General features: G+C 68.2%; 19 protein-coding genes. All 19 read right to left on the bottom strand.

Annotation, left to right across the window (positions count from 1 at the left end; translation table 11 throughout):
- A partial coding sequence (locus ACFWP3_RS24275; RefSeq protein WP_384224791.1) for a helix-turn-helix domain-containing protein occupies window positions 1-159 on the bottom strand: 159 nt, incomplete at its 3' end.
- A 130-nt stretch (window positions 160-289) separates the two neighbouring features.
- On the bottom strand, window positions 290-1,648 hold the full coding sequence (gene glmM, locus ACFWP3_RS24280) for a phosphoglucosamine mutase (RefSeq protein WP_384224705.1): 1,359 nt from the start codon (window positions 1,646-1,648) through the stop codon (window positions 290-292).
- Window positions 1,649-1,784: 136 nt separating this feature from the next.
- Window positions 1,785-2,306, bottom strand: coding sequence for a 30S ribosomal protein S9 (gene rpsI, locus ACFWP3_RS24285; protein ID WP_361753958.1), 522 nt, complete (start codon window positions 2,304-2,306; stop codon window positions 1,785-1,787).
- Between the two features lie 42 nt (window positions 2,307-2,348).
- A complete protein-coding gene (gene rplM / locus ACFWP3_RS24290) occupies window positions 2,349-2,792 on the bottom strand; it encodes a 50S ribosomal protein L13 (RefSeq protein ID WP_136213237.1) in 444 nt (147 codons plus the stop codon).
- 230 nt (window positions 2,793-3,022) lie between these two features.
- Window positions 3,023-4,279: a glycosyltransferase family 87 protein gene (locus ACFWP3_RS24295; protein ID WP_384224710.1), complete on the bottom strand. Its 1,257-nt coding sequence runs from the start codon at window positions 4,277-4,279 to the stop codon at window positions 3,023-3,025.
- A 67-nt stretch (window positions 4,280-4,346) separates the two neighbouring features.
- On the bottom strand, window positions 4,347-5,975 hold the full coding sequence (locus tag ACFWP3_RS24300) for an ABC-F family ATP-binding cassette domain-containing protein (RefSeq protein WP_384224713.1): 1,629 nt from the start codon (window positions 5,973-5,975) through the stop codon (window positions 4,347-4,349).
- A 33-nt stretch (window positions 5,976-6,008) separates the two neighbouring features.
- Window positions 6,009-6,860 carry a tRNA pseudouridine(38-40) synthase TruA gene (gene truA / locus ACFWP3_RS24305; protein ID WP_384224716.1) on the bottom strand — a complete coding sequence of 284 codons (852 nt, stop codon included), beginning with the start codon at window positions 6,858-6,860 and terminating at the stop codon, window positions 6,009-6,011.
- 105 nt (window positions 6,861-6,965) lie between these two features.
- On the bottom strand, window positions 6,966-7,430 hold the full coding sequence (gene rplQ, locus ACFWP3_RS24310; protein WP_215023458.1) for a 50S ribosomal protein L17: 465 nt from the start codon (window positions 7,428-7,430) through the stop codon (window positions 6,966-6,968).
- Between the two features lie 106 nt (window positions 7,431-7,536).
- A complete protein-coding gene (locus ACFWP3_RS24315; RefSeq protein WP_008739666.1) occupies window positions 7,537-8,559 on the bottom strand; it encodes a DNA-directed RNA polymerase subunit alpha in 1,023 nt (340 codons plus the stop codon).
- A 150-nt stretch (window positions 8,560-8,709) separates the two neighbouring features.
- The gene (gene rpsK / locus ACFWP3_RS24320; RefSeq protein ID WP_003956432.1) at window positions 8,710-9,114 is read right to left on the bottom strand and encodes a 30S ribosomal protein S11; all 405 of its coding nucleotides are present in this window, start codon (window positions 9,112-9,114) and stop codon (window positions 8,710-8,712) included.
- 54 nt (window positions 9,115-9,168) lie between these two features.
- Window positions 9,169-9,549: a 30S ribosomal protein S13 gene (rpsM, locus tag ACFWP3_RS24325; RefSeq protein ID WP_007265919.1), complete on the bottom strand. Its 381-nt coding sequence runs from the start codon at window positions 9,547-9,549 to the stop codon at window positions 9,169-9,171.
- 198 nt (window positions 9,550-9,747) lie between these two features.
- On the bottom strand, window positions 9,748-9,861 hold the full coding sequence (gene rpmJ / locus ACFWP3_RS24330) for a 50S ribosomal protein L36 (RefSeq protein WP_003956441.1): 114 nt from the start codon (window positions 9,859-9,861) through the stop codon (window positions 9,748-9,750).
- A 73-nt stretch (window positions 9,862-9,934) separates the two neighbouring features.
- Window positions 9,935-10,156: a translation initiation factor IF-1 gene (infA, locus tag ACFWP3_RS24335; RefSeq protein WP_003956442.1), complete on the bottom strand. Its 222-nt coding sequence runs from the start codon at window positions 10,154-10,156 to the stop codon at window positions 9,935-9,937.
- Between the two features lie 138 nt (window positions 10,157-10,294).
- The gene (map, locus tag ACFWP3_RS24340; protein WP_384224719.1) at window positions 10,295-11,146 is read right to left on the bottom strand and encodes a type I methionyl aminopeptidase; all 852 of its coding nucleotides are present in this window, start codon (window positions 11,144-11,146) and stop codon (window positions 10,295-10,297) included.
- A 94-nt stretch (window positions 11,147-11,240) separates the two neighbouring features.
- Window positions 11,241-11,888 (bottom strand): adenylate kinase, encoded by a 648-nt coding sequence (locus ACFWP3_RS24345; RefSeq protein WP_384224722.1) that lies wholly within the window; start codon window positions 11,886-11,888, stop codon window positions 11,241-11,243.
- Window positions 11,888-13,201 (bottom strand): preprotein translocase subunit SecY, encoded by a 1,314-nt coding sequence (gene secY / locus ACFWP3_RS24350; RefSeq protein ID WP_384224725.1) that lies wholly within the window; start codon window positions 13,199-13,201, stop codon window positions 11,888-11,890. Before secY ends, ACFWP3_RS24345 begins: the two co-directional genes overlap by 1 nt.
- A gap of 187 nt (window positions 13,202-13,388) precedes the next feature.
- Window positions 13,389-13,844 carry a 50S ribosomal protein L15 gene (rplO, locus tag ACFWP3_RS24355; protein WP_069921525.1) on the bottom strand — a complete coding sequence of 152 codons (456 nt, stop codon included), beginning with the start codon at window positions 13,842-13,844 and terminating at the stop codon, window positions 13,389-13,391.
- A gap of 2 nt (window positions 13,845-13,846) precedes the next feature.
- The gene (rpmD, locus tag ACFWP3_RS24360; protein WP_005313525.1) at window positions 13,847-14,029 is read right to left on the bottom strand and encodes a 50S ribosomal protein L30; all 183 of its coding nucleotides are present in this window, start codon (window positions 14,027-14,029) and stop codon (window positions 13,847-13,849) included.
- Window positions 14,029-14,631 (bottom strand): 30S ribosomal protein S5, encoded by a 603-nt coding sequence (gene rpsE / locus ACFWP3_RS24365; protein WP_030864431.1) that lies wholly within the window; start codon window positions 14,629-14,631, stop codon window positions 14,029-14,031. Before rpsE ends, rpmD begins: the two co-directional genes overlap by 1 nt.
- Between the last annotated feature and the right edge of the window lie 5 nt (window positions 14,632-14,636).

Here is a 14,636-nt window from a genome sequence, read left to right on the forward strand (position 1 = left end):
TTCGCCATGAGCGCGATAGCGGTCGGCCCACCGCTGGGCCGTGGTCGGCGAGACCCGGAATCGCTCGGCGGCCCGCCGAAGCGGCCAGCCGTCCTCGACCACGCAGCGGGCCAGGCGCAGGCGGCCGGTCTCGGTCAGGGGTGCATTACGGTGGGGCATGAGGGCCTTCTGTCGTTCGGTGGTGATGTCGCAATCCACACCGAACCCGGAAGGCCCTCACCCGTTCAAGAAGCCTCAGCGGAGATCTCGGTCACCCGTCCACAACCTCCCGGGGCAATACATCTAGGCCCTAGCCGAGCGCCGACTTCACGGCGTCCGCGAGCCGGCCGGCGACCGAGCGGGCCTGCTCGATGTCGGCGGCCTCCACCATCACCCGTACGAGCGGCTCCGTACCCGACGGACGGAGCAGTACCCGTCCGGTGGCGCCCAGCTCGCGCTCGGCGTCGGCCACGGCCGCGGCCAGCTCGCCGGAGGTCGCGACGCGGGACTTGTCCACGTCGGGAACGTTGATCAGCACCTGCGGCAGCCGCTGCATGACTCCGGCCAGCTCGGCCAGGGACCGGCCGGTGGCCGCGACCCGCGCCGCCAGCAGCAGGCCGGTCAGCGTGCCGTCGCCGGTCGTCGCGTGGTCGAGGATGATCACGTGGCCGGACTGCTCGCCGCCCAGCGCGTAGCCGTGCTCCTTCATCGACTCCAGGACGTACCGGTCGCCGACGCCGGTCTGCACGACCTGGATGCCCTCGGCCTCCATGGCCAGCTTGAAGCCCAGGTTGGACATGACGGTGCCGACCACGGTGTTCCCGCGCAGCTGCCCGGCCTCGCGCATGGCCAGCGCCAGCACGGCGAGGATCTGGTCGCCGTCGACCTCCGCGCCGGTGCCGTCCACGGCCAGGCAGCGGTCGGCGTCACCGTCGTGCGCGATGCCGAAGTCGGCGCCGTGCTCGACGACGGCCGCCTTGAGCAGGCCGAGGTGGGTGGAGCCGCAGCCGTCGTTGATGTTCAGGCCGTCGGGCTCGGCGCCGATCGTGACGATCTCCGCGCCGGCCCGGGCGAAGGCCTCGGGCGATACGTACGCGGCCGCACCGTGCGCCTCGTCCAGGACGATCTTCAGGCCGTCGAGGCGGTTGGGGAGCACCCCGATCAGGTGGGCGACGTACTTCTCGAAGCCCTCGGTGTAGTCCGAGATGCGTCCGACGCCGGAGCCGGTGGGCCGGTCCCAGGGCGCGCCCGTGCGGTGCTCCTCGTAGACGGACTCGATGCGGTCCTCCAGCTCGTCGGCGAGCTTGTGGCCGCCGCGCGCGAAGAACTTGATGCCGTTGTCCGGCATGGCGTTGTGGCTGGCGGAGAGCATCACGCCGAGGTCGGCACCCAGCGCACCGGTGAGATACGCCACCGCCGGGGTGGGCAGCACACCGACGCGCAGGACGTCCACGCCCGCGCTCGCGAGGCCGGCCACGACGGCCGCCTCGAGGAATTCGCCCGAGGCCCGGGGATCCCGGCCGACCACGGCCGTCGGCCGGTGGCCCGCGAAGGTACCCGCCTCACCCAGTACGTGGGCAGCCGCCACGGAGAGGCCGAGCGCGAGCTCCGCCGTCAGATCCGCGTTGGCAACGCCGCGTACACCGTCCGTCCCGAAGAGTCGTCCCACTGTTGTCCTCCCGAGTTTCTGCATCGCTTTGTGACCGCATGTGACAGGTATTTGCCGCTTGTGGCGGTAAACGAACCGCCCCGACAGCACGGAGAGTGCTGCCGGGGCGGTTTCGTTGCAGAACAGCAGGCGCAGATTAACGCTTGCTGTACTGCGGAGCCTTACGGGCCTTCTTGAGACCGGCCTTCTTGCGCTCGACCGCACGGTCGTCGCGGGAAAGGAAGCCGGCCTTCTTCAGCGCCGGGCGGTTGTTGTCCACGTCCGCCTCGTTCAGCGCGCGGGCCACACCGAGGCGCAGGGCGCCGGCCTGGCCGGAGACGCCGCCACCCGCGATGCGGGCGATGATGTCGTAGCGGTTGTCCAGCTCGAGGAGCTTGAACGGCTCGTTGACTTCCTGCTGGTGCACCTTGTTGGGGAAGTAGTCCTCAAGGGTGCGACCGTTGATCTTCCACTTGCCGGTGCCCGGAACGATCCGGACGCGGGCGATGGCGTTCTTGCGACGGCCCAGGCCGGCGGCCGGCTGGGGGTCGCCGAAGCGACCGGCAAGGGACTCGGAGGTGTAGTCGCCCTCGACTACGGCCTCGGACTCGCTGGTGTACTCCTCGACGTTGCCCTCGAACTCGTCGACGGGGGTCGTCTCGGCGGTGGTCTCGGCCACGATGCTCCTCAGAATTTTCTACGTCTTAGGGGGTGGCCGGAACTACTGCGCGACCTGGGTGATCTCGAACGGCACCGGCTGCTGGGCAGCGTGGGGGTGCTGGTCGCCCGAGTAGACCTTCAGCTTCGAGAGCATCTGACGGCCCAGGGTGTTCTTGGGGAGCATGCCCTTGACGGCCTTCTCGACGGCCTTCTCCGGGTTGTTCGCCAGGAGGTCGTCGTAACGCACCGAACGCAGACCACCCGGGAAGCCGGAGTGGCGGTACGCCATCTTCTGGGACGCCTTGTTGCCGGACAGGTGAACCTTGTCGGCGTTGACGATGATGACGAAGTCGCCCATGTCCATGTGGGGGGCGTAGGTCGGCTTGTGCTTGCCCCGCAGGAGGGCAGCGGCCTGGGTCGCCAGACGGCCGAGGACAACGTCCTGGGCGTCGATGACGAGCCACTGGCGCGAGATGTCGCCGGGCTTGGGGCTGAACGTACGCACGCGTATGCCTTCGCTTCTTCAGTGGTGGTATCCCAAGGGCGCAAGCCCCACGGGAAGGTCCTGACAGGGTCACCACGGACGATCACGACAGCCCTCGTTCACAGCGGGGACGCACCCGCGTGAACTGCTGGTCATCGGTCCGGTGGACCGGCGTAAGGCCCTTTCACGTGAGAATGAGCAAGCCAATACGCATAACAAACCAGCAGGATACCCAAGCAGACCCGTACGGGTCAAAACGCGGTCCGCGATGCCGATTCTGCTGGCGTCGCGGCGCACTCCGGTTCGGTCCTGGGTGGGGACCCCGCAGTTGTTACAGGCCCCAGAGTAACCCGCCCGGAGCGCAGCGCACGACGCGCCAGCAGAATCGCGAGCCCGCACAGGGTGGCGCAGTCCTTGAAGGCGCGCCGCTTGGCGGCCAGCTCCGAGGGCCACGGGATGAGGGCCACCTGGGGCGTCAACGCCAGCCAGAACCAGGGCGAGCGGGGCATCGAGCCCGGCCGCACGGCCGACGCCAGCAGCAGCGGGAGCACCACCAGCAGGTAGTGGTCGAAGGACGGCCGGGAGACCAGGAATGCGGCGAGCATCACCATGCAGGCCGTCTCCACGAGCCGCAGCTCGCCCCCGTCCACCTCCTCCGCCGTGCGCCGCCACCGGGTCCAGGCCGCCCACAGCCCCGCACCGGCCCCCGCGAAGGCCACCAGCACCGCCACCGGCTCCGGCACCCCCAGCCGGGGCAGCACCGCGATCGGCGAGGCGTCCCACGGCAGGGCGTACGCGTCCTGCCCCTGGAGCAGGAACGGCAGGGTCTTGGTGAAGAACAGCGACGGGCTCGGCATCAGCAGCGCGCCCGCCAGCGAGAGCCCCAGCGGCACCAGCACGGCCACCGCCAGCCCCCGCCACCGCCGCGCGATCACGAACAGCAGCCCGACCGGCACCAGCATCGGCTTGCAGGCGATGGCCAGCCCGACCACCAGACCGGCCGCCCCCCAGTGCCGCCGGTGCGCGAGCAGCAGCGCCACCGGCAGCGCGGCCGCCGAGATCGCCGTCCAGTTCCCGATCAGCACGAGGTTCACGTACGGCTTGTAGGCCAGGGCCAGCACCGGGAAGCCGACGACCGCGAAGCGCGAGCGCAGCGGCACCGAGAACAGCCGCAGCGCCGCCAGCCAGCCGATGCCCAGCAGCCCGGACATCGCGACCGGCAGGCTCCACCGCAGCACCGTCGTCGGCAGCAGCGCCTCCGGAACGGCCATCAGGACCGCGCTGGGCAGGTACAGGAAGCGCTTGTCCTCGTACGGGGACCCGCCGGCCAGCAGCGTCTGCGCGGCCTTGACCACGAAGGCGTTGTCCGAGCCCCAGTTCTCCCGCAGGCTCGTGGAGACGCATATCCCCAGCACCACCGCGAGGGACAGGAGCTGCCAGGGCCGGGAGGCGGGCCGCAGCAGCCAGTCGAGCAGCCGGTTCCCGGAGCTGTGGTTCTCCCACTTCATGAGCCAGATGCCAGGCCGCAGGCCCACAACGCCTCCCCCTCACTCCGACCGAGGGGGCGGTCTCCCCCTAGCGCTTGCGTTCGACTCTACGTTCGTCCCAGACGGGTTCCTGAGTCTCCCGCACCACACCGTCCGAACCGAACACCAGGTACCGGTCGAATGTGCGGGCGAACCAGCGGTCGTGCGTGACGCACAGCACAGTGCCGTCGTAGGACTCCAGGCCGTCCTGCAGCGCCTCCGCGGACTCCAGGTCCAGGTTGTCCGTGGGCTCGTCCAGCAGCAGCGCCGTGGTGCCCGCCAGCTCCAGCAGCAGGATCTGGAAACGCGCCTGCTGGCCGCCCGAGAGCTTCTCGAAGGGCTGCTCGCCCTGCCGCTCCAGCTCGTAGCGGCGCAGGGCCCCCATCGCCTGGCCCAGCGGCTTGGCCGCCTCCGTCCACAGGATGTCGACGAGGGTGCGGCCGAAGAGCTCCGGGTGCGCGTGCGTCTGCGCGAAGTGGCCGGGAACCACCCGTGCGCCCAGCTTCCAGTCGCCCGTGTGCTTGACGTCCTCGCCGGCCAGCAGCCGCAGGAAGTGCGACTTGCCCGAGCCGTTCGAGCCGAGCACCGCGACCCGCTCCCCGTAGAAGACCTCCAGGGAGAAGGGCTTCATCAGCCCCGTGAGCTCCAGGTTCTCCACGGTCAGCGCCCGCACGCCGGTCCGGCCGCCCTTGAGCCGCATCTTGATGTCCTGCTCGCGCGGCGGCTCCGGCGGCGGGCCGGCCTCCTCGAACTTCTGGAAGCGGGTCTGCATCGCCCGGTAGCGCGAGGCCATGTCGGGGCTGGAGGCGGCCTGGTTGCGCAGCCGCAGCACCAGGGCCTTCAGCCGGGCGTGCTCCTCGTCCCAGCGCCGCTTGAGCTCCTCGAAGCGCGCGAAGCGCTCCTTGCGGGCCTCGTGGTACGTCGCGAAGCCGGAGCCGTGCACCCACACGTCGCTGCCCGTGGGGCTGGCCTCCAGGCTGATGATCCGCTCCGCGGCCTGGGTGAGCAGCTCCCGGTCGTGGCTGACGAACAGCACGGTCTTGCGGGTGGCCCGCAGCTGCTCCTCCAGCCACCGCTTGCCCGGGACGTCGAGGTAGTTGTCCGGCTCGTCGAGCAGCAGCACCTCGTCGGGCCCGCGCAGCAGCGCCTCCAGCACGAGCCGCTTCTGCTCACCGCCCGAGAGCGTGCGCACCTCGCGGAACTGCGCGGAGTCGTACGGGATGGCCAGCGCGGCCATGGTGCAGACGTCCCACAGGGTCTCCGCCTCGTAGCCCTGCACGTCGGCCCAGTCGCTGAGCGCCTGCGCGTACGCCATCTGCGCGGCCTCGTCGTCGACCGTGAGGATCAGCTGCTCGGCCCGGTCCACGGCCTTGGCGGCCTCACGGATCCGCGGCTGGGCCACGGAGACCAGCAGGTCCCGGACGGTCGTCTCGTCCCGTACGGAGCCCACGAACTGCGACATCACCCCGAGCCCGCCGCTGATGGTGACCCCGCCGCCGTGCGGCTGGAGCTCGCCGGAGATCAGCTTGAGCAGGGTGGTCTTGCCGGCGCCGTTCGCTCCCACCAGAGCCGCCACCGACCCCTCCCCCACCCGGAAGGAGACGTCGGGGAGCAGGACCCGCCCGTCGGGAAGGTAGTACTCCAGGTGGCTGGCTTCGAGATGTCCCATGCCGCGCATTGTCCCGGTCCGGCCGCGATCCGCCCAAACGGATTAGCAGCAGCCGGCGCCCGGCAGGGTCCGCATGTTCCGGGCCTCCTTGCTGCGGGCGGCCAGCAGCTCGTCGGCCGGATAGCCGACCTCCTCCAGGGTGAGCCCGTGCGGCTTGACCACGTGCACCGAGGAGTCCCGTACGGCCGCGGCGAGCACCTTGCCGGGCCAGTCGGTGGGCCGGTGCCCGTCGCCGACGTGCAGCAGGGCGCCCACCAGCGAGCGGACCATGTTGTGGCAGAAGGCGTCGGCGCGCACGGTCGCGGTGACGATGCCGTCCTCGCCCCGCTCCCAGCTGAGCTGCTGGAGCGTACGGATGGTCGTGGCGCCCTCGCGCTTCTTGCAGTACGCGGCGAAGTCGTGCTCGCCGAGCAGCGGGGCCGCGGCCTCGTTCATGGCGTCGACGTCGAGGGGCCACTGGTGCCACAGCACGTGCCCGCGGCGCAGCGGGTCGACCCCGCCCTGGTGGTCGCCCACCCGGTAGGCGTAGCGGCGCCAGATGGCCGAGAAGCGCGCGTTGAAGCCCTCGGGGGCCTCGGCGACCTTCCACACCCGTACGTCGTGCGGCAGCCGCCCGGCGAGGCGGCGCAGCAGCTTGTCGTGGTGCTCGGCCCACACCTCTTCGGCCAGGTCGAACTGCGCGACCTGCCCCCGGGCGTGCACACCGGCGTCGGTGCGCCCGGCGACGGTCAGCTCGACGGGCTCCTTCAGCCGCATCACGGTCTGCAGCGCGCTCTCCAGCTCGCCCTGCACGGTCCGCAGCACGCGCTGCTTCGCCCAGCCGGAGAAGTCCTTGCCGTCGTACGACAGGTCCAGCCGCACCCGGACCTGCCCGGGCTCCACCTCGTCACTCACGTGACCGATCCTCTCAGAAGCTCTCGTACGTCGAAAAAAGCAGAACGGGCCCGCCCCGGAGGGGGCGGGCCCGTTCAGAGCCGTTCAGCGTGATCCCGGAGGGGATCAGGCCTCCTTGGTCTCCTCGGCGGCGGGAGCCTCGGCGGCCTCCGCCTCCTTCACCGCGCGCTTGGTGGCGGCCTCGGCCTCACCAGTGGCCTGCTGGGCGACCGTCAGGGCCTCGACCAGCTCGATGACCGCCATCGGGGCGTTGTCGCCACGACGGTTGCCGATCTTGGTGATGCGCGTGTAACCACCGGGGCGGTTCTCGTAGCGCGGGGCGATCTCGGTGAACAGCGTGTGCACGATGCTCTTGTCCGTGATCGTCTGCAGCACCAGGCGACGGTTGTGGATGTCGCCCTTCTTGGCCTTGGTGACCAGACGCTCGGCGTAGGGACGCAGGCGACGGGCCTTGGCCTCGGTGGTGGTGATGCGGCCGTGCTCGAAGAGCGCCTTCGCGAGGTTCGCGAGGAGGTGCTTCTCGTGCGCGGCCGAGCCGCCCAGGCGGGCACCCTTTGCGGGACGCGGCATGGTGTTACTCCTTCATATCTGCACCGGCCGTGTCAGGTACCGGTGTCAGTTCCCTCAGGCGGTCGCGAGAGGGGGTGTGGGGGGCGCGAGCCCCCCACAAGCTTTCTCAGTACTGCTCGGTCTCGACGAAACCGGCGTCCGCGTCGTCGTCGGCGCCGAAGGCGTCGGCGGCGGCGGTCGGGTCGAATCCGGGCGGGCTGTCCTTGAGGGCCAGGCCCATGCCGGCCAGCTTCGCCTTGACCTCGTCGATCGACTTCGCACCGAAGTTGCGGATGTCGAGCAGGTCGGCCTCGGAGCGGGCGACGAGCTCACCCACGGAGTGGATGCCCTCGCGCTTGAGGCAGTTGTACGACCGAACGGTGAGCTCGAGCTCCTCGATCGGCAGCGCCAGGTCGGCGGCCAGGGCGGCGTCCGTCGGGGACGGGCCCATGTCGATGCCCTCGGCGTCGATGTTGAGCTCGCGCGCCAGACCGAACAGCTCGACCAGGGTCTTGCCGGCGGACGCCATGGCGTCGCGCGGGCGCATGGCCTGCTTGGTCTCGACGTCGACGATCAGCTTGTCGAAGTCGGTGCGCTGCTCGACTCGGGTCGCCTCGACCTTGTAGGTGACCTTGAGGACCGGGCTGTAGATGGAGTCGATCGGGATGCGGCCGATCTCCTGGCCCAGCTGCTTGTTCTGGACGGCGGAGACGTAGCCGCGGCCGCGCTCGACGGTCAGCTCCATCTCCAGCTTGCCCTTGCCGTTGAGCGTGGCGAGGACCAGGTCCGGGTTGTGCACCTCGACACCGGCCGGGGGCGCGATGTCAGCGGCGGTGACCAGGCCGGGGCCCTGCTTGCGCAGGTACATCACGACCGGCTCGTCGTGCTCCGAGGAGACGACCAGCTGCTTGATGTTGAGGATGATGTCGGTGACGTCTTCCTTGACGCCCGGCACGGTGGTGAACTCGTGCAGGACGCCGTCCACGCGGATGCTGGTGACAGCGGCACCCGGGATCGAGGACAGGAGCGTACGGCGCAGGGAGTTGCCGAGGGTGTAGCCGAAGCCCGGCTCCAGCGGCTCGATCACGAACCGCGAGCGGTACTCGTCGACGACCTCTTCGGTCAGCGAAGGACGCTGAGCGATAAGCATGTCTGTGTTCCTTCATTCGTGGACGCCCACTATTTGACGCCCGACGGGACGCCGTACCGGGGTACGGCTACTGCAAGGGTACGGGCGGCACGGCCCCCGAAGGGGTCGTACCGCCCGGACACTCAAGAACGCACAGGTGCGTCCGCTGCGTCAGACGCGGCGGCGCTTCGGCGGGCGGCAGCCGTTGTGCGGGGTGGGGGTGACGTCCTGGATCGAGCCGACCTCGAGGCCGGTGGCCTGGAGGGAGCGGATCGCGGTCTCACGGCCGGAGCCGGGACCCTTGACGAAGACGTCGACCTTGCGCATGCCGTGCTCCTGCGCGCGGCGGGCGGCCGACTCGGCGGCCATCTGCGCGGCGAAGGGGGTGGACTTGCGCGAGCCCTTGAAGCCGACGTGGCCGGCGGAGGCCCAGGAGATCACGTTGCCCGAGGGGTCCGTGATCGAGACGATGGTGTTGTTGAACGTGCTCTTGATGTGGGCGTGCCCGTGAGCGACGTTCTTCTTTTCCTTGCGGCGCACCTTCTTGGCAGCGCCCTGACGACCCTTGGGGGGCATCTAAATCTCCTACGGGAGGTGGTCGGTCCTACAGCGCAAGACCGCTGAACAGGACTACTTCTTGCCCGGCTTCTTCTTACCGGCGATCGCGCGACGCGGGCCCTTGCGGGTACGCGCGTTCGTGCTGGTGCGCTGACCGTGCACCGGCAGGCCACGACGGTGGCGGATGCCCTGGTAGCACTGGATCTCGATCTTGCGGCGAATGTCGCCCTGGATCTCGCGGCGGAGGTCACCCTCGGTACGGAGGTTGGCGTCCACGTACTCGCGGATCTTGACGAGGTCCTCTTCGGCCAGGTCACGAACGCGGGTGTTCGGGTTCACGCCGGTGGAGGCGAGGATCTCCTTGGACCGGGTGCGCCCGATACCGAAGACGTAGGTGAGTGCGATCTCCACACGCTTTTCGCGCGGGATGTCAACACCGGAAACGCGTGCCACAAATGGCTCCTGTGTGTTCGGGGGTCTTCCGCAGAACCACTCCCGACCGCCGACCACCCGAAATGGGTGATGGTACGTCCGGGTCCCCGGCCCCCGCCGGAGGTACCGCCGGCCCCTCTCAGGGCTGGGCGGGTTCTGCGTATGTACGTTTTCTTACGTCGCGCGAAGAACTGCGGAAGGCAGGTCGGTCGGCGTGCGTCAGCCCTGGCGCTGCTTGTGGCGCAGGTTGTCGCAGATGACCATGACCCGACCGTGACGGCGGATCACCTTGCACTTGTCGCAGATCTTCTTGACGCTCGGCTTGACCTTCATGTTGGTGAGGTTCTCCGGGTCAGTGCCACCACCCGCACCGGGACGGATGCCCAGGCAGGAGTGAGGACAAGATCTACTTGTATCGGTAGACGATCCGGCCACGCGTCAGGTCGTACGGAGACAGCTCCACGACGACCCGGTCATCCGGGAGGATGCGGATGTAGTGCATGCGCATCTTGCCGCTGATGTGCGCGAGGACCTTGTGACCGTTCTGCAGTTCCACCTTGAACATCGCGTTCGGGAGGGACTCGATCACGGTGCCCTCGATTTCGATGGCACCTTGCTTCTTGGCCACGCTTCGCCCTTCGAATCGGCTACCTTGATCAGCTCCGCGCGCCATGCAGGCATGGATATGCACGAGAGCCGACGAGTCAGTCTACGTCAGGGCTCCCAGAAAGACGAATCCGGAAAGTTTGCCCCAGAGTGTAGATCATTAACCGAGGGGGTCCGGGGCCGTGGTGACCCCGTACTCCGCCAGCTTGGCCTTGCCGCAGTCCGGGCTGGTCAGCACGATGGGGCCGGCCTCGGTCAGCGCGATGGAGTGCTCCCAGTGGGAGGACCACGTGCCGTCCGTGGTGATGACCGTCCAGTCGTCCGCCAGGACCTCGGTCTGGGCAGTGCCCAGGGAGACCATGGGCTCGATGGCCAGGCAGAGGCCCGGTACGAGCTTGATCCCCTTGCCCCGCTTGCGCGAGACGTAGTTCAGCAGGTGGGGGTCCATGTGCATCTCGGACCCGATGCCGTGGCCGCCGTAGTCCTCGATGATCCCGAACTTGCCGAGGCTGTGCTCACCGGTGGACGGACGCGGCTGGCGCTTGATGTAGGTCTCGATCGCCTTCGAGATGTCCACGAGCCTGTTGCCGAGCTTCATGGCGGCGATACCGGCCCACATGGACTCCTCGGTCACCCGGGAGAGCTCCACGAGCTCAGGGGCGTGCCCCGTGCCCACGAAGGCGGTGTACGCCGCGTCCCCGTGCCAGCCGTCGACGATCGCGCCGGCGTCGATCGAGATGATGTCCCCGTCCTTGAGGACCGTCTTGTCGTCCGGGATGCCGTGGACCACGACCTCGTTCACCGAGGTGCAGATGGTCGCGGGGAAGCCGCCGTAGCCGAGGAAGTTCGACTTGGCACCGGCATCCGCGATCACCTTGCGGGCCACCATGTCCAGATCCCGCGTCGTGGCGCCCGGCACGGCCGCCTCACGGGTCGCCGCATGGATCGCGGCGACGACCAGCCCTGCCTCGCGCATCTTCGCGATCTGCTCGGGGGTCTTGATCTGGACCATGAAAAACGCCTTCCAGCCTCGGTACGAGTCTTCTCAACAGTACGGCCGCGATGCCCAGGGGACACCGCGGCCGTACCCGCACAGCAAAGGGTGACTACTTGTTCAGTGCGTCCATCGCGCGCTTCGTCACGTCCGCGACCTCACCGAGGGCCGGGATGGTCACGAGCAGGCCCTGGCCCTTGTAGTAGTCGATGATCGGCTCGGTCTGCGTGTGGTAGACCTCCAGCCGGTTGCGGACCGTGGCCTCGGAGTCGTCCCCGCGCTGGTACAGCTCGCCGCCGCACTTGTCGCAGACGCCCTCGGTCTTCGGCTGGGCGTACGCCACGTGGAAGACGTGCGCCGAGTCGTTGCGGCAGATCCGGCGGCCGGCGATCCGCTTGACCACCTCGTCCTCCTCGACCTCCAGGTCGAGGACGGCGTCCAGCTTCATCCCGGCGGCCGTGAGCATCGTGTCGAGGGCCTCGGCCTGCGACACGTTGCGCGGGAATCCGTCGAGCAGGAAGCCGTTCAGCGCGTCCGGCTGCTCCATGCGGTCCTTGGCCATGGCGATGGTGACCTCGTCGGGCACCAGGTCGCCGGCGTCCATGAACGCCTTGGCCTGCTTGCCCAGCGCGGTGCCCTGGCTGATGTTGGCCCGGAACAGGTCGCCCGTGGAGATGTGCGGGATCGACAGGTTCTTGGCAAGGAACGCGGCCTGCGTTCCCTTGCCCGCACCGGGCGGTCCGACGAGGACGATACGCATCAGCGGAGGAACCCTTCGTAATTACGCTGCTGGAGCTGGCTCTCGATCTGCTTCACGGTTTCCAGACCCACACCCACGATGATCAGGATGCTCGTCCCGCCGAACGGGAAGTTCTGGTTCGCTCCGAAGCCCGCCAACGCCATCGTCGGCACAAGAGCGATGAGACCCAGGTACAGCGACCCCGGCCAAGTGATCCGGTTGAGCACGTAGCTCAGGTACTCGGCGGTGGGTCGACCGGCACGGATACCCGGGATGAACCCACCATACTTCTTCATGTTGTCTGCAACTTCCTCGGGGTTGAACGAGATCGCCACGTAGAAGAACGCGAAGAAGACGATCAGGAGGAAGTAGACGGCGATGTAGTACGGGTGGTCGCCCTTGACGAAGTGCTTCTGGATCCACGTCGCCCAGCCGGCGGTGGAACCGCTGAACTGCACGACCAGTGCCGGGATGTACAGCAGCGACGAGGCGAAGATGACGGGGATGATGCCCGCCTGGTTCACCTTGAGCGGGATGTAGGTCGAGGTACCGCCGTAGGCACGGCGGCCGATCATGCGCTTCGCGTACTGGACGGGGATCCGGCGCTGCGCCTGCTCGACGAAGACCACCAGGCCCACCATCGCGAGGCCGACCAGCATGACCACGCCGAACTCGACCCAGCCGTCGGCGATCTTGCCCTGGAGCTTGATCTGCCAGAGGGCGCCGATGAAGCCGGCGGCGATGGAGATGAACATCAGGATCGACATGCCGTTGCCGATGCCGCGGTCCGTGATGAGCTCACCGAGCCACATGACGACACAGGTACCGGCCGTCATGGTGACGACCATGACGACGGTGGTGAAGATCGAACGGTTGGGGACGATCTGGCTGGCGACCTGGCAGCCCTGGAAGAGGGCACCGGTGCGGGCGGTGGCGACGAGGCCCGTGCCCTGCAGGATCGCGAGCGCGACCGTCAGATAGCGCGTGTACTGAGTGATCTTCGCCGTGCCGGACTGGCCCTCTTTCTTGAGGGTCTCCAGCTTCGGGATGACCACGGTCAGCAGCTGCAGAATGATGCTCGCCGTGATGTACGGCATGATGCCGAGCGCAAAGATCGTGATCTGCAGCAGCGCACCGCCGCTGAACATGTTGACGAGACCGAACAGCCCGTTGCTGCTGCCTGCCTGGTCGACACAGATCTGAACGTTCTTGTAGCTCACGCCGGGTACCGGGATGTGGGACCCGAGCCGGAACAGCACGATGATGCCGAGCGTGAAGAGCAGCTTCTTGCGCAGGTCGGGCGTCTTGAACGCCCGGGCGAACGCGGTGAGCACGGTGCCTCCTGCGACCCCCGCGCTACTGCGTCAGAGGTGACGGTCTGAGGGATCGACGTATACGACAAAGCAAAGGTGCACGCCACCTTACCGGCGAGTGCGCCTCCCGTGGAACGACCAACCGGGGATGCCCCATATGTGAGGCATCCCCGGTCGGGTTTCGAGCTATTTAGCCACTGAATTCGTCTTAGACGAGCTCGGTGACAGTGCCACCGGCGGCGGCAATCTTCTCCTTGGCGGAGCCGGAGACGGCGTCAACCGAAACCTGCAGCGCCACGGAGATCTCGCCCTGGCCCAGGACCTTGACGAGGCTGTTCTTGCGCACCGCGCCCTTGGCGACCAGGTCGGCCACCGTGACCTCTCCACCCTCGGGGTAGAGAGCGCCGAGCTTGTCCAGGTTCACGACCTGGTACTCGGTGCGGAACGGGTTCTTGAAGCCCTTGAGCTTCGGGAGACGCATGTGGAGGGGCATCTGCCCACCCTCGAAGCGCTCCGGGATCTGGTAACGGGCCTTCTGGCCCTTCGTACCACGACCGGCCGTCTTACCCTTCGACGCCTCACCACGACCGACACGGGTCTTCGCGGTCTTGGCGCCGGGGGCGGGACGGAGGTTGTGGGCCTTCAGCGGGCTGTTCTCAGCCATGATTAGTCAACCTCCTCAACCGTCACGAGGTGGCGGACGGTGTGAACCATTCCGCGGAACTCGGGGCGGTCCTCCTTGACGACCACGTCGTTCAGGCGCTTGAGCCCGAGCGAACGCAGCGTGTCGCGGTGGTTCTGCTTGCTGCCGATGTACGACTTCGTCTGCGTGATCTTGAGGCGGGCCATTAGACACCCGCCCCAGCACGCGCACGAAGCAGGGCCGCGGGGGCGACGTCCTCGAGGGGCAGACCACGGCGAGCCGCGATCTCCTCGGGACGCTGCAGGCCCTTGAGGGCCGCCACGGTCGCGTGCACGATGTTGATCGCGTTGTCGGAGCCGAGCGACTTCGACAGGATGTCGTGAACGCCGGCGCACTCCAGAACGGCGCGCACCGGGCCACCGGCGATAACACCGGTACCGGGGGAAGCAGGCTTCAGCAGGACGACGCCCGCAGCCTTCTCGCCCTGGATCGGGTGAGGGATGGTGCCCTGGATGCGCGGAACCTTGAAGAAGTTCTTCTTGGCTTCCTCGACACCCTTGGCGATGGCCGCGGGAACTTCCTTGGCCTTGCCGTAACCGACACCTACAGTGCCGTCACCGTCGCCCACCACGACCAGCGCGGTGAAGCTGAAGCGGCGACCACCCTTGACAACCTTGGCGACGCGGTTGATCGCGACAACGCGCTCAACGTAAGCGGTCTTCTCGGCGGCAGGGCCACCGTCGCGACCCTTCCGGTCCCGCCGCTCGCCGCCACCGGCACCGCTTCCGCGGCGCTGGGGTCCAGCCATTGGAT

This window comes from Streptomyces sp. NPDC058525, assembly GCF_042719495.1.
GTDB lineage: Bacteria > Actinomycetota > Actinomycetes > Streptomycetales > Streptomycetaceae > Streptomyces.

Bases quoted from the DNA above. Each gene is read 5' to 3' on its own strand.
- ACFWP3_RS24295 (WP_384224710.1), bottom strand. From the start codon at position 4,279: ATGAAGTGGGAGAACCACAGCTCCGGGAACCGGCTGCTCGACTGGCTG.
- ACFWP3_RS24300 (WP_384224713.1), bottom strand. From the start codon at position 5,975: ATGCGCGGCATGGGACATCTCGAAGCCAGCCACCTGGAGTACTACCTT.
- rplQ (WP_215023458.1), bottom strand. From the start codon at position 7,430: ATGCCGCGTCCCGCAAAGGGTGCCCGCCTGGGCGGCTCGGCCGCGCAC.
- ACFWP3_RS24315 (WP_008739666.1), bottom strand. From the start codon at position 8,559: ATGCTTATCGCTCAGCGTCCTTCGCTGACCGAAGAGGTCGTCGACGAG.
- rpsK (WP_003956432.1), bottom strand. From the start codon at position 9,114: ATGCCCCCCAAGGGTCGTCAGGGCGCTGCCAAGAAGGTGCGCCGCAAG.
- rpmJ (WP_003956441.1), bottom strand. From the start codon at position 9,861: ATGAAGGTCAAGCCGAGCGTCAAGAAGATCTGCGACAAGTGCAAGGTG.
- map (WP_384224719.1), bottom strand. From the start codon at position 11,146: ATGGTCCAGATCAAGACCCCCGAGCAGATCGCGAAGATGCGCGAGGCA.
- ACFWP3_RS24345 (WP_384224722.1), bottom strand. From the start codon at position 11,888: ATGCGTATCGTCCTCGTCGGACCGCCCGGTGCGGGCAAGGGAACGCAG.
- rplO (WP_069921525.1), bottom strand. From the start codon at position 13,844: ATGGCTGAGAACAGCCCGCTGAAGGCCCACAACCTCCGTCCCGCCCCC.
- rpmD (WP_005313525.1), bottom strand. From the start codon at position 14,029: ATGGCCCGCCTCAAGATCACGCAGACGAAGTCGTACATCGGCAGCAAG.
- rpsE (WP_030864431.1), bottom strand. From the start codon at position 14,631: ATGGCTGGACCCCAGCGCCGCGGAAGCGGTGCCGGTGGCGGCGAGCGG.